At 36.4% G+C, this 20,238-nt stretch carries 19 protein-coding genes and 3 pseudogenes; 13 read left to right on the top strand and 9 right to left on the bottom strand.

The features are described 5' to 3' along the window. Positions 1-7: 7 nt before the first annotated feature. The gene (locus ACFRAK_RS08915) at positions 8-589 is read right to left on the bottom strand and encodes a TetR/AcrR family transcriptional regulator (RefSeq protein WP_387707380.1); all 582 of its coding nucleotides are present in this window, start codon (positions 587-589) and stop codon (positions 8-10) included. 422 nt (positions 590-1,011) lie between these two features. On the opposite strand from ACFRAK_RS08915, the gene ACFRAK_RS08910 reads away from it, so the two are divergent. Further along, on the top strand, positions 1,012-1,752 hold the full coding sequence (locus ACFRAK_RS08910; protein ID WP_387598185.1) for a VCBS repeat-containing protein: 741 nt from the start codon (positions 1,012-1,014) through the stop codon (positions 1,750-1,752). A gap of 191 nt (positions 1,753-1,943) precedes the next feature. Here the strand turns inward: ACFRAK_RS08910 and ACFRAK_RS08905 are convergent, their stop codons facing one another. The 3 genes and pseudogenes from ACFRAK_RS08905 to ACFRAK_RS08895 form a co-directional block, all read right to left on the bottom strand. Further along, positions 1,944-2,564 carry an NAD(P)-dependent oxidoreductase gene (locus ACFRAK_RS08905; protein WP_387597315.1) on the bottom strand — a complete coding sequence of 207 codons (621 nt, stop codon included), beginning with the start codon at positions 2,562-2,564 and terminating at the stop codon, positions 1,944-1,946. 230 nt (positions 2,565-2,794) lie between these two features. Beyond that, positions 2,795-3,316: pseudogene (locus ACFRAK_RS08900) on the bottom strand (transposase); the annotation flags it as partial. 128 nt (positions 3,317-3,444) lie between these two features. Next, the gene (locus ACFRAK_RS08895; RefSeq protein WP_387597312.1) at positions 3,445-4,263 is read right to left on the bottom strand and encodes a histidinol-phosphatase; all 819 of its coding nucleotides are present in this window, start codon (positions 4,261-4,263) and stop codon (positions 3,445-3,447) included. Between the two features lie 239 nt (positions 4,264-4,502). Between ACFRAK_RS08895 and ACFRAK_RS08890 the strand changes: the two genes are divergently transcribed. The 8 genes from ACFRAK_RS08890 (at position 4,503) to tnpB (ending at position 12,058) form a co-directional block, all read left to right on the top strand. After that, positions 4,503-5,138: an FMN-dependent NADH-azoreductase gene (locus ACFRAK_RS08890; RefSeq protein ID WP_387597309.1), complete on the top strand. Its 636-nt coding sequence runs from the start codon at positions 4,503-4,505 to the stop codon at positions 5,136-5,138. 530 nt (positions 5,139-5,668) lie between these two features. Further along, positions 5,669-6,898, top strand: coding sequence for an NAD(P)/FAD-dependent oxidoreductase (locus ACFRAK_RS08885; protein ID WP_394571632.1), 1,230 nt, complete (start codon positions 5,669-5,671; stop codon positions 6,896-6,898). Between the two features lie 703 nt (positions 6,899-7,601). Further along, on the top strand, positions 7,602-8,231 hold the full coding sequence (locus tag ACFRAK_RS08880; protein WP_387598182.1) for a fumarylacetoacetate hydrolase family protein: 630 nt from the start codon (positions 7,602-7,604) through the stop codon (positions 8,229-8,231). Positions 8,232-8,478: 247 nt separating this feature from the next. Then, on the top strand, positions 8,479-8,907 hold the full coding sequence (locus ACFRAK_RS08875; RefSeq protein ID WP_260287702.1) for a MarR family winged helix-turn-helix transcriptional regulator: 429 nt from the start codon (positions 8,479-8,481) through the stop codon (positions 8,905-8,907). A 411-nt stretch (positions 8,908-9,318) separates the two neighbouring features. Continuing rightward, positions 9,319-10,272 carry a sporulation protein gene (locus ACFRAK_RS08870; protein ID WP_394571631.1) on the top strand — a complete coding sequence of 318 codons (954 nt, stop codon included), beginning with the start codon at positions 9,319-9,321 and terminating at the stop codon, positions 10,270-10,272. Positions 10,273-10,887: 615 nt separating this feature from the next. Continuing rightward, complete coding sequence (locus tag ACFRAK_RS08865) at positions 10,888-11,115, top strand: hypothetical protein (protein WP_260287704.1); 228 nt, start codon at positions 10,888-10,890, stop codon at positions 11,113-11,115. 374 nt (positions 11,116-11,489) lie between these two features. Continuing rightward, entirely contained in the window at positions 11,490-11,810 is a 321-nt protein-coding gene (tnpA, locus tag ACFRAK_RS08860; RefSeq protein WP_387597298.1) for an IS66 family insertion sequence element accessory protein TnpA, read from the top strand. After that, positions 11,807-12,058 (top strand): IS66 family insertion sequence element accessory protein TnpB, encoded by a 252-nt coding sequence (gene tnpB / locus ACFRAK_RS08855; protein ID WP_394571629.1) that lies wholly within the window; start codon positions 11,807-11,809, stop codon positions 12,056-12,058. The genes tnpA and tnpB overlap by 4 nt, the downstream gene beginning before the upstream one ends. 284 nt (positions 12,059-12,342) lie before the next feature. Here the strand turns inward: tnpB and ACFRAK_RS08850 are convergent, their stop codons facing one another. Then, entirely contained in the window at positions 12,343-12,882 is a 540-nt protein-coding gene (locus ACFRAK_RS08850; protein WP_387597292.1) for an ECF transporter S component, read from the bottom strand. A 207-nt stretch (positions 12,883-13,089) separates the two neighbouring features. Here ACFRAK_RS08850 and ACFRAK_RS08845 point away from each other — a divergent pair, with 207 nt between their 5' ends. After that, positions 13,090-13,938: a pyridoxamine kinase gene (locus ACFRAK_RS08845; protein WP_387597289.1), complete on the top strand. Its 849-nt coding sequence runs from the start codon at positions 13,090-13,092 to the stop codon at positions 13,936-13,938. Positions 13,939-14,139: 201 nt separating this feature from the next. Here the strand turns inward: ACFRAK_RS08845 and ACFRAK_RS08840 are convergent, their stop codons facing one another. After that, complete coding sequence (locus tag ACFRAK_RS08840) at positions 14,140-14,274, bottom strand: hypothetical protein (RefSeq protein ID WP_387597287.1); 135 nt, start codon at positions 14,272-14,274, stop codon at positions 14,140-14,142. Between the two features lie 194 nt (positions 14,275-14,468). Then, the gene (gene fabF, locus ACFRAK_RS08835) at positions 14,469-15,704 is read right to left on the bottom strand and encodes a beta-ketoacyl-ACP synthase II (RefSeq protein WP_394571627.1); all 1,236 of its coding nucleotides are present in this window, start codon (positions 15,702-15,704) and stop codon (positions 14,469-14,471) included. 121 nt (positions 15,705-15,825) lie between these two features. Here fabF and ACFRAK_RS08830 point away from each other — a divergent pair, with 121 nt between their 5' ends. Next, the gene (locus tag ACFRAK_RS08830) at positions 15,826-16,680 is read left to right on the top strand and encodes a helix-turn-helix transcriptional regulator (RefSeq protein WP_394571626.1); all 855 of its coding nucleotides are present in this window, start codon (positions 15,826-15,828) and stop codon (positions 16,678-16,680) included. Between the two features lie 413 nt (positions 16,681-17,093). On the opposite strand, the pseudogene ACFRAK_RS08825 reads toward ACFRAK_RS08830, so the two are convergent. Continuing rightward, positions 17,094-17,339: pseudogene (locus ACFRAK_RS08825) on the bottom strand (3-hydroxyisobutyrate dehydrogenase); the annotation flags it as partial. 93 nt (positions 17,340-17,432) lie between these two features. Beyond that, the gene (locus ACFRAK_RS08820; protein ID WP_394571625.1) at positions 17,433-18,824 is read right to left on the bottom strand and encodes a cytochrome P450; all 1,392 of its coding nucleotides are present in this window, start codon (positions 18,822-18,824) and stop codon (positions 17,433-17,435) included. A 106-nt stretch (positions 18,825-18,930) separates the two neighbouring features. On the opposite strand from ACFRAK_RS08820, the pseudogene ACFRAK_RS08815 reads away from it, so the two are divergent. Both ACFRAK_RS08815 and ACFRAK_RS08810 read left to right on the top strand, forming a co-directional pair. Next, positions 18,931-19,008 (top strand): annotated as a pseudogene (locus tag ACFRAK_RS08815) (cupin domain-containing protein); the annotation flags it as partial. 425 nt (positions 19,009-19,433) lie between these two features. Continuing rightward, a complete protein-coding gene (locus tag ACFRAK_RS08810; RefSeq protein WP_387597275.1) occupies positions 19,434-20,180 on the top strand; it encodes a polysaccharide deacetylase family protein in 747 nt (248 codons plus the stop codon). Positions 20,181-20,238: the final 58 nt, after the last annotated feature.

The following is a 20,238-nucleotide window of genomic DNA, read 5'->3' as shown; positions in this document are numbered from 1 at the left end:
TTGTGAATCATTCTTGTGAAATACCTCTCCAAAACACTTTCCAAGAGGCTGCCAATTTATCCTTCAGCCGTTTCTCATCATTGCCGTATACAAGCTCAAGCAAAATGGAATCCACTACTCCCAAGAAAGCATATGTCGGAGTTATGGCTCCATCTTCGACGATTAATTTGGCATTGATCCAATCCTGGAATTTACATTCCAGAATTGCCTGCACCTTTTCCTCGATATCTATGACTTCCTGCTCGATTTCTTTTTCAAGATGCGCTGGCGGAAAAAAGGACATACGCAGCCAAAACTTTATATGCTCATTTTTTTGGAAAAGATCGATGACCAATTGCAGGAATCCGTATAAATCTTTTTCAGGATTTTTTGAATCGACTTTACTGAAATATTGGAGTTTCGAAGATAGCTCCGTCTCTTTCGCATCACGTAAAACTTGCAGAAAAAGATCATCCTTGCCTTTAAAATGGGCGTAAATGGATTGCTTTTTCATGCCGACTTCTTCAGCTATTAGAGAAAGGGACGCTCCTTCATAACCATGAATCGTGAAAAATTTTAGAGCGGCTTCCTTGATTTCATTACTTTTCAATAATATCACCTCATATTTTAACGAACGTTCGTCAGTTATAATAGCAAATTAAATAAATATACGCAAGTAAAAAAAGTTCATAAAATGGTATTAGTCAACAGAAATCATTCATAATAAGGGCGCTAAATTTGAAAAGGACAATATTGTTGTTTCCAGCAATAGATATGTACTCAAGATTATTCACTAAATTCTCGCATATAATTCAATAAAGTGAGACAGGTGGGATGAAGTTGGATACGTATGACATAAGAAAAGTGATTCATTACTATTACACAAAAATACAAGGAACGAATGATCCCTATTATTGGTACTGTTTGGCTGAGACTCAAAGAAGAGCCGGTTTAACAAGTGAAGCGATGCATACGATCGATAACGCCTTGTCGCTTACAAATCCTTATCCTTCAAAGCAGGAACTGCTAGACATGAAATTGAGCCTCCAATCTGCTCTTTCAAGGGAAATGAACTTGTACAGAACAGTTACAGTGACCTCAAAGCAAGGCGATATTGATGGGGATGGGATAAAGGACAATGTTTTTCTTACCGCAAACAAAACTCCTGATAGCCCCTTTTGGAGGAATGTAACTTTGGTTATCCAAAATGGGAGGACTAATCAATATGAACAAGTTCCCATGAAAAATAACGCAGGATATAATCCGACCCTTTTTCTTGGTGATCTTACAGGTAACAAAGGGGATGACATTTTAGTGGTCATTGATACAGGAGGAAGCGGTGGTTCCATCTATGCGTATGTTTTTTCATATCTTAACGGTCAACTCATGACCATTTTTAATTCAGACGCATTCAATGAAACCTATAAATACGCTGTTAATTATGAAAACCAATACAAAGCAAAGTTGAACAGTTATTATCTAAAAGAAAGGTACATTCTTGACCTTACATATAAGGGTAAGGAATATTTATCTGAAATTTATAACAAGGATGGTGTATTGAAGGCGCCGATAGAAGGATGGGTAAATCCTTTATCTGGTTTATATCCGGTTGATTACAACAGGGATGGCATATATGAGCTAGAAGCATATCAGAGGATCGCGGGGAGGTACAATGCCGACTCACTAGGATTTGTACAGACTGTATTGATATGGAACGGGCTAGCGTTTGCGCCCGACAGGCAGAATGTGGCTATTTTTGGAGGGGAAATATAGCACATTGGCATAGAATGTTCATGAACTTGGTACAGGCGAATTTTTCTTTCGTCCAAAAGTAACCGGTAAATATTCTTGGCAATTGTTCAGAGATTGTGTACATTTACGAAGATAATTGAACGGGCTAAGCGGACGTAATGGTTCCTGCACTTCATCTGCGATTCCAAGTGGAGTAATGCAAGTAGGAATGTTTAGTAGGCAATACCTACTCGTGATTTTAAATAAGCACTACTTTTTATTTGGTTAAATGCAAATTCCGCTGTATCCGGCACGGATATTTCAACCCCATTCTCCGGTAAAAAGTCACCTTCCACACGATATGTGCCAACACTTTCTCCATCCGGCAAATATGTAGGACAGACAATGGTCCATTGAAGTGTTGATTGTTTCAGCATTTCGTAAACTTGATGATGTTCTTTCGCTGCGCGGGTAGATTTCTGCTTAGATTCACATGACTGATAACGCAAAATATTTGGGGTTGTTCTACTTTGCAGGATACCTGCTGTTCCAATCGTAATAATTCGTTGGATACCTTCGTTTTCCATTGCTTCAATAATTAGTGGCATACTTTTTGATAAAGTGGTTGTCCCATCAGTATTCAGTGCACTAAAAACTACATCAATCCCCTGCATGGCACGTACGATATCATCTTTATTTAAAACATTACCTTGAATAATGGTTAAATTGGCATCGTTCATTCCAATCTTCTCAAGAGTGCGAACCAAAACTGTAACATGATGCCTGTCTTGCAGACTATAAGTAACTAATTGCCCCCCAACCCGACCAGTTGCACCCAAAATTAAAATATTCATGAAACGAACCTCCTTTTGCGAATACAATCATTCCACTAACATTATATCGTCATTTTCAACAAATGGGGGCTTTAGTGCATGAAGACATCATAATTCAGCGCTTGCTGGCGGTACCCCATGCCCATCAAGCTAACAACGTAAATTAATAGCACAAAATGATATTGTTCCAAAACTACCTAGTTCTTGAAAACCAGGCAAGCCAAAGAAGCCTATCAAATATGCGCTTTTTTCTAGGCAGCTTGTCTATCCTTCACCGTCGTTTGATACACAACCCCTAGAATATCAAAGACAGTCATCTTCTTATACCTATGGCATTTTCGACCGTTCTTTTTGAGTAGCTGAAAAAGGCGATGAAGAATTTTCAAAAGCTGTTCTGAACCAATTGCTATTGCTTGAAACAATAACGGAAAGGAATCTTTAATCATATAAATCGCTTTGTATTCACTCAACTCCTGATTTTTCTTTTCAAGCAAAAGCTGTCGCATTTGAAACATGGTAGAAGAACAGAGGAGAATGCCAATAAGTTGGCCGTATAAATGGCACTCTAGGCGTTCTTTTTTGATTGTTTTGCATTCATCGATTTCAAAGAATGACTTCCATGTTTTAAATAAAATCTCAATCTGCCAACGCAGGGAATAGAGGGAATGGACATAATCAGTGGGAACTTCTTCTGGCGATGAATTCGTGATATAGACATTCATCCCCATCAAGTGCTTACTTTTCTCCTTCATGACAATGCCTTTCTTCTTTTCTCCTTAATATAAAAGGACAGATTAATTGAAGAAGCCGACCAATAAAAGGTCGGCTTTTTTTATTTTTAGCAGAAAATTGCATATCCTTGAACGAATGGAACCAGTTCTATTCCTATTGACTAAGAAGATCAAAGTGGAGTGAGAATCCTTTGCTTGTTAACAAAGTAAGCCCACTCAGAAAAGCCGATTTCCTTTAGTCTTTTTTTAACTTGTTCAAATTCATCGCCAATACGTTCAGGTGTATGCGAATCTGATCCAAATGTTACCTTCACATTATAGAAAAGAGCTCTTTCTAAAATGTCATCTGCTGGATACCACCCACCACACTCTTTTGTTTTACCAGAGGTATTAATCTCAATGGCGATATCTTCTTGACTAATGATTTGTAACGTTTTTTCAATACTGTCTGTTTCAATGGATGAAAAGGCAGGATAAAACCCTTTCATTGCATCAATATGGCCTAAGATTTGAAACACTCCGCTTTTTGCAGATTTCTGTATTAATTCATAGTATTCATTCTTTAATTTTGACTGTTCTTTAGAAGTTAAACCATTCCAACGCCCTTTTTTAAAAATGCTAATGTCTTGAACATAATGAACAGATCCAATTATATAGTCAAAAGGGTGTAAAAGATATTGATCACGGTAGACTTCAATGTGATCAGGGAAGAAATCACTTTCCATTCCTAATAACACGTGAATTTTACCTTCATATGTTTCTTTTAAGCGAAGAACTTCCTCAATATAAGGGACAAGTTCACTTTTTGCCATTGCGATAGTTGGGTAGAGATGGTCGTCCTCACTATAGAAATATGGAGAATGATCAGAAATCCCAATATATTGCAAACCGTATTCAATGGCTTGTTTTACATAATCCTCAATTGTGCCGATAGCATGTCCACATCGTTCATGGTGAGTGTGCAGGTCAAATTTTATTGAATTCGTCATTTTATAAAGCCTCCTAAAAATAACCGGATTGTCTTGTTATATCATATCCCAAATTCACATTCTTTCTCAAAACTTGAAAGAAGATTTATACCTTCCTTAAATCTGCGATTTATGGGCGGGTAACGGAGAATTTTATACTTATCAATTAAAGTTATTTTAGTTCGAGTAATTGTATAAATGTTTAATTTCCGAGACAAACTAGAATGTTCAAATATGTTAAAAGAAAGGAAAGATACAGAATGACTAAGGTATTGTACATCACAGCTCATCCTCATGATGATAAACAATCTTACAGTATGGCCGTTGGAAAAGCATTTATTGACACTTACAAAGAAGTAAATCCTAGCCATGAAATAGTGAATATTGACCTTTATAAAGAAAATATTCCTGAAATTGATGTAGATGTTTTCAGTGGTTGGGGGAAACTTCAATCAGGAAAGGGCCTTGAAGAACTTTCGGCGGATGAGAAAGCAAAAGTTAGTCGACTCTCAGAGTTATGTGAGCAATTTATAGCTGCCGATAAATATATATTTGTAACACCTTTATGGAATTTTTCATTCCCGCCAGTAATGAAAGCATATATAGATTCTGTAGCTGTTGCAGGTAAATCATTTAAATACACCGAACAAGGCCCAGTTGGTCTTTTAACTGATAAGAAAGCCTTGCATATTCAAGCTCGTGGTGGTATTTATTCAGAAGGACCTGCTGCTGAAATGGAAATGGGTCACCGGTATCTAAAAATCATCATGCAATTCTTCGGAGTGCCTTCCTTTGAAGGTGTATTCGTTGAAGGACATGCAGCAATGCCTGATAAAGCACAAGAAATAAAAGAAAATGCTATAGCACGATCAAAAGATTTAGCTTCTACTTTTTAAATCAAAGAGTCAACAACTTGTTGGCTCTTTTTTTTGTCAAAATAAATGGATTTATTCTTACCAATCAAGGACATCTCCAATAAAGGACTATGGTTTTTTATTATGTGCGGCTATTCGTTGCTTTTGAATTCTGGCTTTTTAAAATTCCCCCTGATAATACATATCATGTAATCCTAGAAGTAGCACTACTTATTACACTTTACTTGAAACCGATTTGGAAATATGGACTGTTATTTACACTTGGTGGTATAAAGATGCAAACAATATACCAATGCTTTTTTGTATATGCTAGTGGGGTAGGGGAAGTGCCTTTGTAATTACTCTAACCAGTGGGATGAAATCCTTAATTAACTGAGGGAGTTCTAAAAGAAGAAGTAAAAATTGACCATTAACATAGATGAGATCGACCTTGGAATTCTCTGTACTTTTTTTGTTTTAACTTCCATACTTTTATGTATGTAGTATATTTTTATCAAACTCTGCTAATGGATAAGCAAGTCAATCATGGTACTTGAAAAAGGAGTGATCCGATGAATAAGATGTATGACGTCATCATTACCGGTGCTGGATGTGCCGGCTCTGCTCTGGCAATTTATCTTGCTAAGGCAGGTTTTCAAGTGTTGTTAGTTGACCGATCGACTTTTCCAAGGGACACATTATCAACCAATACCTTTTTCAATAATACTGTCGCTCTTCTTCGAGAAATTGGTGTAATGGACAAGTTAGTGGAAACAAATGCACCGCCGGTACGGGATATTAAATTTCAATTTGAGGATACCGTGATAGAAGGACTCATCCCTGTGGTTTACGGTGAGGACAATTGTTATTGCATTAGGAGAACTTATCTCGATCATATCCTACTTGAACAGGCCAAATCTCAAATGAATGTTACCGTTTTAGAAGGATTTCGTGTGACGGATGTCATCCGTGATGACGAAACAGTAATAGGCGTGAAAGGTTTAGACGGCAACAACAAGAAGCAAGAATTTTTAGCTCGCCTGGTAGTGGGGGCAGACGGCCGATCCTCTATTATTCGCAAGCTGGTAAAAAGTGAACTCATAACAAGTATTTCGGCAACAGTCGGCATCCATTTTGGGTATTTTTCTGGATTTCGCCATGATCATGTCCCTAAATTTGAAGTATACAAGAGAAAAGATAACACAGCCATTCTCTTTCCGACGAATGATGATTTATATGTTATTGTCGGCATTTTCCCATTAGAAAATAAGGAATTGATAGAACGGTTGAAATCAAATCCGGAAAGCTGTCTGCGCAATCTCTTGACAGATAACTTTCCTAATACAACAATTGGAGCTCGCTTGAAAGATGCTGAAATCGCTGAACCTGTCAAAGGTATACTGGGATATGATAATTACTGGTATAAGGGAATGGGAAAAGGATGGGCGTTGGTTGGTGATGCGGTTTGTTTTAAAGATCCTGGCATGGCGCAGGGGATCCATGATGCTATATGTGGAGCACGTATATTATCCAATATTCTATTAAAATATAAGGGGCAATCCAATAAATCAAATCAAATGTCTGAAGAATATCAAAAGGCAATAGAAAATGTGTTTATGGTTCGGTTTCACATGGGATGCCAAATTTCGAAGAATGAACGCATATCTGAACAACAGGAAGCTGTCAACAAGCTGATCAGTTCCCATCCAGAGGCTATAGAGAAGTTTTTAGGGATTTACAATTACGCAAACGAGCCCGCTGTTTTAGAAAAAGAACTCGCACGAATTATGCAGTCGAACTAGCCATGATTTAATGGATCCAAGGACAAAAATATTTCGCTATAAATCGCCTTGGATGGAAAAAGTTACAAAAAATGAATGGGACGATGTTATTTGTGCAAATGAAGAATTGGTTCTGAAGGTTGTTTAAACACTTTATAAAGCAAAAGAAGAGAATGCAATAAATCCGGTATGTTCCATCAAAGAACGTGAAAAATTTCTTTATAGCTATTCTTCTAATCCGTTATGATTATTTTTACATATTGTACGGAAATGGAATTATGTTATCGAAATGGATTTTCTTTTAACAGGTATAACGGTTGTATAAAGAGTCAGAAAAATATAAAATATACTTAAATCAGAGGATTTTTTCTTATTTAAATTTGTGATTATTAATCTGGCTGACTATTAAACGACGATTGCCATGACAAGGGAAAGTGGCAATCATTTCTTAATATTTACCCTTTACTATTCATTAGGCTGGTTTCGCATATTTTGTTGCTATTTACCAAGTAAAGCGGTGTGGTTGATTTCCCCTCCAGATGCGGCGGGCGGTGAGCCTTCTCGGCTAAACGCCTGTGGGGTCTCGCCTGTCCCGCTGCTCCCGCAGGAGTCTCGCACTTGCTCTCCAATCAACCTTAAATCGTTTTGTTTTAAAAACAACAATCTTTACGAAAAGAGCCATTCATTAATTTTAATTTCTAAAAAGAAAAGAGTGAGCTTTATGATGAAAGACATTAAAAATATCTATTGTGTAGGTCGAAACTATGCCTTGCATGCAAAAGAATTGAATAATGAAATACCAACTTCCCCTTTTTTATTTTCAAAACCGACTCATTCGCTTGTGGAAGCAAAAGGCCAGTCAATTACTTTGCCGGGTAATCAGGGTTCCGTTCACTTTGAAACTGAACTTGTCATACATATCGCAAAGCAGTACGAATCAGGAATGAAAGTAGACGAAATGGTAGATGCGATGGCCATTGGGTTGGATTTAACGCTTAGAGATGTTCAATCACAGTTAAAACAAAAACAGCACCCTTGGCTTTTGGCTAAAGGTTTCAAAAATTCTGCTGTTGTTAGTGAGTTCATTCCATTTCCAGGTGTCGAAGCATGTGAACAATTAGATTTTTCCTTGTTAAAGAATGGAGAGCGTGTACAAGTCGGAAATATTAAAGACTTACTATTTGATTTGCAAACGATTATAGAATTTACAGAAGAGCATTTTGGACTTGGGAAAGGAGATATTATTTTTACAGGTACTCCAAGTGGTGTAGGACCTCTTTCAGACCAAGACAAGCTTTCACTAAATTGGGGTGGAAATGAAATTGGATCCTGTTCAGTTACACTGAATTCATGAAAAAAGGAGCAGTCATTTTGACTGTTTTTTTATGGAGTAATTCAAACTTAGACAAAAAGAAGAAACTCGTCTAAAATGAAGAGAACAATTTAACAACATGGAAACTGCCAATATGGCACGTACTTTTTCAAAAAGTTAAATCATTAAATTTAGGCTTTGGAAAATTAATTTTTAATGAATTAGAACAATTTAATTGAATGAAGATAATCAATTTTAATTATAAAGGATAGAACAGGGTGGAATGTGCATGAAGAACAACCAAGAAAAGAAGTATTTAGATAATTGGCTATCTCTTACTAATATTCAAATGAGCATTACGAATGAGCTGGAAAGTGCTTTGCAAAAAAATCATAACCTTTCGTTAAAAGAGTTTTACGTTCTATACTTTTTATCCAAAACAAGCGAAAAACAATTGAGGCTACAACAATTACAAGAAATGGTAGGATTAAGTCAAAGTGCTATATCTAGGCTGGTAGTCAGACTGGAAGCAAAAAGCTGCGGCGTTTTACAAAGGCAAATATGCGAAGATGATCGACGAGGTATTTACACACGTTTAACTAGAATAGGTGAAGAAAAACTACAAATTTCCTTAAATACTGTTCATGAAATTCTGCACTCTGCTTTTTCGAAAGGAAACCTTCAAGATGAGTTACAATCCTTAATAAAAAAATTATAATATAGTTTCTTACATCCTTTAAGTACTAAGTGAAGACGGTTATTTCTACATATCTTAGATAGGAATATTCCTTTGCCCTGTAAGATTTAAATGAACTTAAATTATTTAAATCTTAGTGTTGCCTTTCGTTTTTATTTTGGACGGAACTGTTGACAAAAAGAGAAGTGTCAATGCGGAAATAAATGTAAGCGCATGCATTCAAGAGGGTGTTTTACTTACTCCTTTTTCATATGAAAATCACCTACTGCAGTAAATTCATTTGAAACTATTTTCCTTCTTCGACGTATTACATCAAGAGTAATTTAGAAATTTCATGAAATGCGAATGGATTTCTTGTCATTTCTTATTACTCCCCATTTTACTTACATATTCTTAAGACGGTTTGAGATAATTTCGAAGGGAAGAAGAAGCATGTTCAAAAAGATTTTAGCAAGTTTAGGAAAAGGAGCCGCAACTGTAGATTTACAATGCGGTAATCGTAATTATCAAGCGGGAGAAAGCATCCAAGGGGAGGTTGTCATTCAAGGGGGTGAGGTGGAACAGAACATTAATCAATTGACTGTCCGGCTTATGATGAATGTGGTATTAAAACAAGAAAGCGTTTCTAAGGAAGTTGCCCATATACCATTAGTTAATCGAGAGTGTATTCACCCCAAAGAACGTAAGGTCATTCCTTTTCATTACGTCCTGCCTACGAATATACCTATTTCAAGGGGAACTGTCTCATACTATCTGGATACACATCTTGATATTGAGGGGGGGGTTGACCGCAAAGATGTAGACCGGCTAGTCATCCAACCCCAGAATTCTCTTCAAGCCATTTTTAATGCAATGACTCAATTAGGTTTTCGCGAGACAGCTGACTCCGGTAAACTCGACAAATATGGACAGGAATTTGCTTTTTTTCCCACTCAACAATTCATGGGACAAGTAAATGAAGTTGAAATGCGTTTTGCCAATGAAGAATCAGGTATCCGGGTTTGGATGGAAGTTGACTGTAAAAGCGGATACAAGGAAATTGAAGCAAAACGTGAGTTTCATTTAAATCAAAATGTTCTTGAAAATGAAGCCGGACTTGAAAAACTACTAGGAAAATATATATCGGAAGCCATTGATCAGCCTTATGCTTTTACACAGCCTTTCTCTTATTCCGCAAACCAGCATCATGGTCGCGCTTCCCAATTAAACGCTATACCTGGCGCTATACCTGGAATGGTTGGTGGATTAGCAGTGGGTGTTTTAGGGACGATGCTATTTACTGAGATGATGGAAGGTTTTGATATTGAGGAAATGTTTGAAGAGGCAACAGAGGATTTTGATGGGGGATTTGATGCATTTTTTGATAATGGAGATGGGGAATCCTAATAAAGCCATTAGTTAGTTCCTATGTTAACGTAGAAAAGAAAAAGTACCCACTAATCATTGCTTGGGTAAGGATTGGAGAACAAGCGTTACTTACTTTGATCAGTAAGTAACGCTTGTTTTATTGTTGTTTGGTTTATAAGAAAAACCAGGAAGAGGACATTCAACAGTGCAATTTGCTTCCTTTTGCATATGCTTCGATTTTCCCCTAATCCTATTTATCTTCCTATATTAATAAAAGTTCTATCATCAGCCTGAAATCTCCATTCTTCATAGTCAAGCGCTCCTGGAACAATTCAGGAAAAGAGTCTATAAAAGAAAAAACATGTGGGTAACCTAATTCATTCTTAATAAATGATTGAGTTAATATAAAGTAAATTAACCTATAAGGGTTTTTTGGTTATATAACCTTTTGGGGGGATTATTATTATTTGAATAATGAAGAACCGAAGGAGAGAAAATATGAATGCTCGATACCTAGACCTTTTGATTTCTGAATGGTTTTAATGCTTTCATCACCTGAAATAAACCTTCGGTATTTGATTTGCTGTAAAAAATGAATAAACAATCATATAAAGCCCATTCTATATACAAGAATGATAAAAAGGAGATTACATCGTGAAGCCATATGAAATAAAAAATATGATTATTGATGACGAGTTTGATGGTGAAGAATCGGTTACAGCCGATTTTACTCACAATGAAAAAGATTATAGCATTACTTTTAAAAAAGAAGATCTTGAAATAATTAATACATGGGTTTTTGAGGATGGTTCATCTCTTCCAGCAAATTTATCAGGTACTATCATTGAATCGATAAGGGAAGATATTAAAAAGAGAATCTAGTCATTTGCACTAGATCTTTTTTATGGTCAGTTTCTTAATAGAAGAAAAATTTAAACCTTGTTTATTTATGATAAAAGATAATGAAGAATCATTGTTTGTGGTGCAATACCAATAAGAGTGAGAGTGATAAGGCTTAAATTTTTTTACTTCGGAATCTTAACTGTTTTTAACTAAATTAATCGATGTAGCTAATAGGTATTTGAAAAATATGGCTTTATGAACATAAGAAAAGCCCTTAAGAAAAAAGGGCTTTTTCGTTGTGACTGATTATGGTAACTAACTAAGTTTCTCTGTAAGCGCCAAATATTCCCCACCTACAATTTGTAAATAAGGCATGAGATAATCTCCTTACATCCTATATGTGGAGGTTTTTTATGACAAAACCACTTATAAAGAAGGAATGGGAAGCCCACATCCAAGATTTTAAAGAAAGTGGATTATCCAAAGCTGCTTGGTGTCAAAAACAGAATCTACCGGTTCATCGGCTCTATTACTGGCTCAAGAAATTATCACCTCAAGTGAAAGATCCGAATGAAAGTAAACGTACAAAATGGATATCTATGAATGTCCCTCCTATAGAAGAAAAAATACATACCAACATCCGCATTCATTTTAAAGAAGCTACAATTGAAATAGATGCACCTTTTACTCCCCATATGCTTCTACAAGTGATGCAGACGGTTAAAAAGCTATGATGTCAGAAGAAACAGCCATTGGAAGGGTATGTATCGCACAAGGAGTTACAGACCTACGTAAAGCCATTGATGGACTGGCAGCCATTGTGAAGGAAGAGTTTGACTTAGATCCCTTTTCCTCTTGTTTATTTGTCTTTTGCAATCGCTCACGCGATAAACTAAAGATTCTCGTGTGGGAACATAATGGGTTTTGGTTGCACTATCGCAGATTAGAAAAAGGGGAATTTGACTGGCCAACTCAACATTGAATGTCCCACTCACCAATTCAAGAAGGCAACTGAGGTGGCTTCTTGATGGATTTGCTTTTCATCAAAAACAAGGACATCAAGCCGTATATGCGAGAACAATCCTGAAAAAAAACTCTTATGGATCTTACGAATAAAAAAGAAATAGATAAAGTCTTGCCGTGGTCATCTAGTTTACCCTCTGCATGCAGAGTACCGATAAAAAGGGAAGCAAACAAAACATAGTCCCCAAATACACCATCCATGTAGTATTTGGGGGCTACTTGACGTTTACCTTTATAGCGAATTTACTTAAAATAAGGAACCTTTTTCAAAGCCACACAAACTGGAACGGCAACGATAATTCCTAATATATTTTGAACGAGATCTCCAGGTATCGAAGCTAAAGGTGCAATCCAATTACCGTATAGAATCCCTTCACCAATATAATAAACAGCTATCATAAATGGAATGGAAACGATTGTTGCTATTACATTGAAAGCAATGCTTGTACCGTTGCGACCCTTTGACCAAGCGATTTTACCAACTATATATCCTTGCAAACCACGCGCCACAATGGTGATAGGTGCCCACAATGCCCACCCTCCAACTATATCAAATAACCCCATTCCTATCGCACCAGCAAGAGCTGCTTTTTTAGGACCAAATAAAATAGATGCAATAAAAAGCATAGCTGTTCCTAGATGAACTAACCCTCCATTTGCGGAAATTGGCAGTTTAATATTCAAAAAGAAAGTAGATAGGAACACAAGTGCAATCAACATTGCGGTAATAATTAGATCCATAGTTTTTTGACTTGACTTTGAATAACTTTGTGTATTTTGCATATCTGTAAACCTTCCTAACTAGAATTTTCCTATGATTTTAGCAAAAGACTGGTGTCTATAAAAGTGTCAATTTATTAAAAAACTATGAGGTCAGTTTAAAAAATACAGATATTATACGTATTGAAAAGAGAGAGGAGATGACTGTTTTTAGCTGATTTATGATAAGATAAATAAAGTTTAAAGTGGATAGGCCATATGGAGGTTATTATGAAAAAAGTTGCTGTACTACAGGATTTATCATCTTTTGGAAAATGTTCATTAACAGCTGCAATTCCGGTTCTTTCGGTCATGGGCGTGCAGGCATGCCCTTTACCAACGGCCATATTGACTGCGCAAACCGGATATCCAAGTTTTTTTTGTGAAGATTTTACATCCAAAATGAAATACTTTATAGAAGAATGGAGCAAGCTTAATGTAACCTTTGATGGAATCTATACCGGCTTCGTTACTGGTGAAGAGCAAATTAATAATATTTTCCATTTTTTAGATAAATTTTATACAAAAGAAACCATTTTACTTGTTGATCCAGTAATGGGGGATATAGGAGAAGTCTATAAACTTTTTACCGATGAATTACTGGTACTTATGAGAGAACTGGTGAAGCGTGCAGATGTCATTACACCAAATGTTACAGAGTGCTGTTTATTAACCGGATTGCCTTATGAAAAGCTGCATAGCTATTCAAACGAAGAGGACTATATTAAAGCGATAGAAGAAGCAGGGAATATGTTGCAGCAAGAAACGGGAGCCCAGGTTATCATCACTGGAATGAATCCACCGTCAGCAGATTCAGAGAAGCAGTTTATCGGAAATATGTATTTGGACGGAAGTAGAACCTTTTATAGTGCGACGCAGTATAACGGTGAAAGCTATTCAGGTACTGGTGATTTATTTGCATCTGTGATTATGGGAAGCATGATGCGTGGAGAGAACTTAGAAAAATCCGTACAGCTCGCAGTGGCATTCCTGACAGAGGCTATCAATGATTCCTCCTTGGAGCAAATTCCTAAAGTAGAAGGAGTTAACTTCGAAAAATATTTACGAATGTTATTATGAATGCTTTGGAAAATGGAAAAAATAGAGTAACAAAAGCTCGGCTTTTTGACTAACCGAGCTTTTTGTATAAATCAAATAGTACTTAAATTTTGCCGAATATTGTAAAAAATCACTTAAATAATAAGGAAACTTTCTATTTACCTCACAACAGCCAGTATTTATGTTCGTTAAAGTTTGAAAATATTTAACTTCCATAGACCTTTACAATTGAAGCATTTTCTTTATTATTTCTGATCTATCCTTATCAGGAAATAGAGCTTCTAATTCCTCGATTGTAGATAATATTGTTTTTTCTTCAAGTAATTTTTCTTCATCTTTAGTCCACTTTATCGCCATTACATTATCCTTTCTTTATTTAGATTTCTTTTTTTCATTCTTAAGTCTTTTAACGTGAGCTCTCATTTTATCTAATTCCTTTTGTTTCCCTTCTTCATCATTTGCCAATGCAGAAAATAAAGCTATCGTGCCTAATTTGTAGAATTCGTTTCTCTTGAGGATCTTTAATTTAAAAATATGATGCAAAAGTTAATTCACTCATATTTTTTTAAAACGATTGCTGCGTTATGGCCTCCAAAACCAAATGAATTGGATAGACCAGTATTTATTTTCACCTTACGGGCAATACCCGGTACATAATCTAAATCACATAATGAGTCAGGCTTTTCCAAGTTGATGGTTGGAGGAATGATTCCTTCCTGTAAACTTTTTGCCAAAGCAATTGCTTCCACGCCTCCAGCTGCTCCTAACATGTGACCAAGCATAGATTTATTAGCTGTTATTGGGAGTTGATAAGCTTTTGATTCAAATAGTTTTTTAATTGCCAGTGTCTCAGAACGATCTCCAACTTCTGTACTTGTTGCATGAGCGCTAATGACATCAATCTCTTCAGGAGAAATTTTTGCGTTTTTCAAAGCCATTTTCATTGCAAGATAGGCTCCTTTACCTTCTGGGTGTGTAGCCACCATATGATAGGCATCAGAACTTGCACCATACCCAATGACTTCAGCGTGAATTTTTGCGTTTCTACGTAAAGCGTGAGACAAAGATTCCAAGATTAAAATTCCTGCTCCTTCTGACATGACAAATCCATCTCGATTTACATCAAAAGGACGGCTAGCTTTAGTTGGATTATCGTTTCTCGTTGATAATGCTGTAGCATTGCCAAAACTAGCTAACGATAAATCTGTTATAGCTGCCTCTGCTCCTCCTGCAAAAACGGCATCAGCTTCTCCAAAGCGAATAAGTCTGAATGCTTCACCAATAGCTGTATTACCGATCGCACAAGCGGAAACAGGTGACATAGTAGGTCCCATTGCGTTCCACTTAATACTAATTTGGGCCGCGGCAGCATTTGAAATCATGGCTGGTACCAGGGTTGGACTGACTCTTCTAGGACCTTTCTCTCGAAGAGTATCCACATTATCAATAAATGTTTCAATTCCTCCTATCCCCGAACCAACATATACGCCAAGTCTTTCCAGATTGACATCATCAATATCTAAATAAGAATCAGCCCAAGCTTGTTCAGCAGCAGCCAAAGCAAATTGAGTAAAGCGATCTAGACGTCGTGCTTCATTTTTTCCCAAGATCTCATCTGCATTAAAATCACGAATAATTCCTGCAATTTTTGCTTTATGATTGCTTACGTCAAATGTATCAATAGAGGAAATGCCAGACTTCCCTTCAGTCAGATTCCTCCAAAATTTTTCTACGTTGTTTCCAATAGGAGAGACTACTCCCATTCCTGTAATAACGACTCTTTCCATTTTCCATCACTCCAAATGAATAGTATACTTGTATTATACTTCGGGGTTATCCTATTACAAGTGAGTGTTTATCCTGGTATAATAACTACTAGTTTAATTTGTTATGAAGGTGGTTTTAGAAATGAATGATAAAACCAGGCTTGAAGCTTTGTCTTCATTTTTGAAATCGAAGCGATCCCAAATAAAGCCTGAATCTATAGGTATACCTGCTGGTACACGGAGAAGAACACCTGGCTTACGAAGAGAAGAAGTTGCACATTTGGCGGGAGTCAGTACTACTTGGTATACGTGGCTAGAGCAAGGGCGGGATATAAAGGTCTCCACAAGCGTATTGGATTGCATATCTACAGCTCTACAATTAAATAATGATGAACGGGAGTATTTATATGATTTAGCTTTAGAGGTGAAATCATCCATTATTCATCGAAAGAAGGATCAGCCAAAACTAAGTCCTTCTTTGGAAAGAATTTTAGCTGAGTTAACGTATTGCCCTACTATCATTACAGATCGACATTGTCATATTGTAGGCTGGAACAATGCTGCTTCTCATGTATTTTTAGATTTTGAACAACTCCCGGACGACCAACGAAATTTGATCCATCTAATATTTACAAGAAAAGAATTAAAAGCATTAGCTGTGAATTGGGAGCATTTTGTTAAAGGGTTTCTTGCCATTTTTCGTGCCTATTATGGTCACTACTTAGGGGATGAATGGTATAGCCTATTTATTAATGAAATGAGTGATTCCCACCCGGAATTTCAATCTTTATGGCAAGAAAGTCAAGTGAGCAAAGCTCCAGAAATGATGATTGAATTTAGACATGCTAAAGCGGGAAAGATGCTGTTTAATTTAACTTCTCTCCAAGTCCAGGGGGACATGGACTTAAGGTGCAGTATCTATACACCAGTAGAGGGAACAGCTACAGAAGATAAATTAAAACGATTGATGAAGAAAATCTCCATTGAAAGTTCATAACCAGTATATTCACTGTCTTTTATAGATAGATTATCATGGTCAAACCTTACCCAAACTAATCAACATTCCCGATCTTATCCGAAGTAAAGCTGTCATTTCATGCTTTTCCGGAACAGTTCGAAATTAGTAATAAAACCAGAATTTCAATACTCTGTTTAAGTCTTCCGCTTCAATTTCCTCGTTGATACATCAATGTTTATAGAGGGAGTTTAGTAGAAGAGAGATTTAAAATACAATCATACTTAGATTATGTATTGAAAAAAATTGAATCGGACTGGAAGGACTTTTGTAATCTCTCAGAATTACCAATAATATTTTGGATTGTTTGGCGGCATAAAGGAAAGAGGCAAAACTTTATGGGGATATATGGATATGCAAAAAGGTGCACTTTAAACTGAGTGCACCTTTTTGTTTTATGAATTATATATTTCTCTGTTCATATTCACAATATCTTTACTTGAGAGGGGTTTGAGGTTAGAAGCTGATAACTTTTCTATTACCTTATCCCGTAGAAATGGGGCTTTTTCTTTATTTGCTTTTTCCAATGCTTTTGTTGGTTCTTCTTTTGTTAGTTCTGTGCATTATGCAGGAGTTCCTGGCTGTTGTCTCCGCGAATCACTTAAAGAACCACTTTCTACTGTGTCGAAGCCTAGCTGGTTTACTTCAAAAACTAGTTGATGCGGCAGTCTTTTTTATGGAACTAAGGGGGATCTTCCCTAGGTGTAGAGTGACAACTTTGTTCATTAATTCCTTTAAATTTCAGAATCTTCTTGTTGGATACCTCCTATATTCCTCTCTTCGACTACCATGCGCAATCCACGCTTCGGTCTGAGAGTAATAGACGGAAGTGGCTTTACTTCATGATGGTCCGGCGCCAGCCTTATCCGATATCGTTGAGCAATGCACGCTAGGACAAGCACAGCTTCCATCATTGCGAAATGATTACCGATACAAACTCTTGCCCCTCCGCCAAACGGAAAGTAAGCGAACTGAGGTAGAGTTTTCACAAAGTTGTTTTCAAATCGCTCTGGATTAAAAGACTCTGGATTATCAAAATACTCTTGCTTGTGGTGCATCACATACTGACTTAACAGGATCATATCGCCTTTTTTAAAATGATATCCTCCTATTGCCACATCCTCCTCCACTTTCCGTGATATGATATAGCCAGGAGGGTATATGCGCATTGATTCATTGATAATATTTTGTGTGTACGTTAATTTCATATAATCGCCAGGAGCAGGGTTACGATCGCCGATTACGTTATCTATTTCATTGAAAAGTTTAGTTTCCACTTCAGGGTGTTGTGAAAGCAAGTATAAGGTCCAGGAAAGCACGTTTGCAGTTGTTTCGTGACCGGCAAGGAAAATGGTCATTAGCTCATCACGTACCTGTTGGTTTGTCATACCTAAGCCATCCTCATCATCTCGAGCATCCATTAAAATCCCAAGCATGTCCTCATGTCTCTCTGAATCTGCCCTACGTTTTTCAATAATGTTAAAAATCACTGTATCAAGTCTTTGTATCGAATTTTTATATTCTCGGTTATTTTTAGTTGGAACCCATAGTGGCAAGTGAAGAAGTGTTCTCATCCTTTTAACAGCAATTCTCATAGATGCTTCTATAGGTTCCCCGAGCTCGTCATATCCTTCTTTGAGGTTCAAACTGAACATGGTCTTGCTGATGATACCGAGAGCAAGGCTCATCATATCCTCCGTAATAATCCGTTCTTCCCTGTTTTTCCAAGTGGAAATATAGTTCATTGTTATATCAATCATATCCTGTGCATAATTGCTAATATGAGATTTTTTGAAAGAAGGTTGAATAAGCCTTCTTTGGCGCATGTGAATTTCCTTTTCACTTGTAAGAAGGCCTTCTCCGAGTAATGGTTTTAAAGCTTGGAAGTCATTTGATTTCAAGAAGGATTTTTGTTTTGTTACAAGTACCTGCTTAATTAAATCTGGATTTGAAATGAAGTAAACATTTTGGAAAGGTCCAAAACGAATTTTAGCAACTTCTCCATATTCATTTGCTAAACGGGTAAGAAAGCCAAGTGTATCTGAAGTAAACTCATTTGAATGGCCAGTAATTAATCTTCCTTTTGGGCCCTTGGGAGAATCATTTGAAAAATCTGTGTCACTCACTGGTTTGTTTCCTCCATATCTTATAATCATTTATATTCATTCTATGATGAAAGTATTGATTGGTTTGGACGAGTTGTTAATAAGAAGACCAATAAATACAATATTTTGGCATAATGTAACCAATTCAGGTAATATTCCGCTAAACCTTTACTCGATATATGCTCCTCCTAACCATCAGCACGGGCCACGTGTACGTGTTGGGCAATATCCACACCAACAACTAGATGTTGATCCGTAATTCTCTCAATTAGTTTATTTTGTTTTGCATTTTAAAATTCATAGTAGGGCTACCTCCTTAAGACTTTGAGTTAGATTGGTCTCTATACTCGTATCTTACTGAGGGGTTCCATTTTTTTTAAACCTGATATTTAACAATCAACAGGAATGCTAAGGGAGTTGCTTTGGCAGCTCTTTTTCTTATAGAGCTAATGTGGCAGTTAGTCTGATTCATTAGTGTTTTAAGAAATTAGTTTTTCATATGGGATTATCAAAGTCACCATTGATCAATGGGAGATAAAATTAAAAATGGGAGAAATCATAATAGAACCATGCTTCCTGAGGCACAATAAATTGAAAAGATATAAAAAATGATGCAAAGCGAGGAATTTTATGAAAAAGCTTGTAATGTTTTTCCTATGTCTTCTTATTTTAATTCTTCCATCACAAGTTTTTGCTCAACGAAAAGTACCTATTTTAGTTTATCATTCGATTGACGAGTTTACTGGGCAAGGTTCTAAGGAGCTATATGTAACTCCTGATAATTTCCAGAAACAAATGATTTATTTAAAAGAACATGGCTACACATTATTAACTTTCGATCGTTGGCAAGACATTTATAAAGCAAATAAACCCATTTTCATTACCTTAGATGACGGATACAAAAACAATCTGAATGCATTCGCTATCTTTCAAAAACTTAAAGACGAACGTTTTAAACCAAGTGGTACCATTTTTGTTATTTCTGACTTTATCGGTCGTTCAAACCGATTATCTAAATCGGATTTAAAAATGATGGCTGATTCGGGTATAATCTCAATCCAGTCTCATACTGCTACACATCCTGATTTGACGGAAATAAAAAATTATGAATATGAACTGAAAGGGTCCAAAGATAAAATTCAAAAAATAACAGGCAAACCAGTTAATGCTCTTGCGTATCCATACGGAAATTTCAATGACAAAGTCGTAGAAGAAACGAAGAAATATTATTTATTTGGACTTACGACAACACCTGAACTATTTTCTGTGAAGGGCATTAAAGACGAACTTTATCTTTTACCACGAATTTATATCAAGTATTCAACTACTCTTGATGAATTTGCAAAGATTGTTGAAGGCGGTTCCTATACCAGGTAATCGCTTTTTTCTTTTGGAACCAAGGGAAAAGTACTTACTATTGTTTATAAGCAAATGG

The organism is Peribacillus sp. NPDC056705, assembly GCF_043656335.1.
The sequence above is the reverse complement of the archived record's forward strand: the minus strand, read 5'-3'. Positions and strand labels throughout refer to the sequence as shown.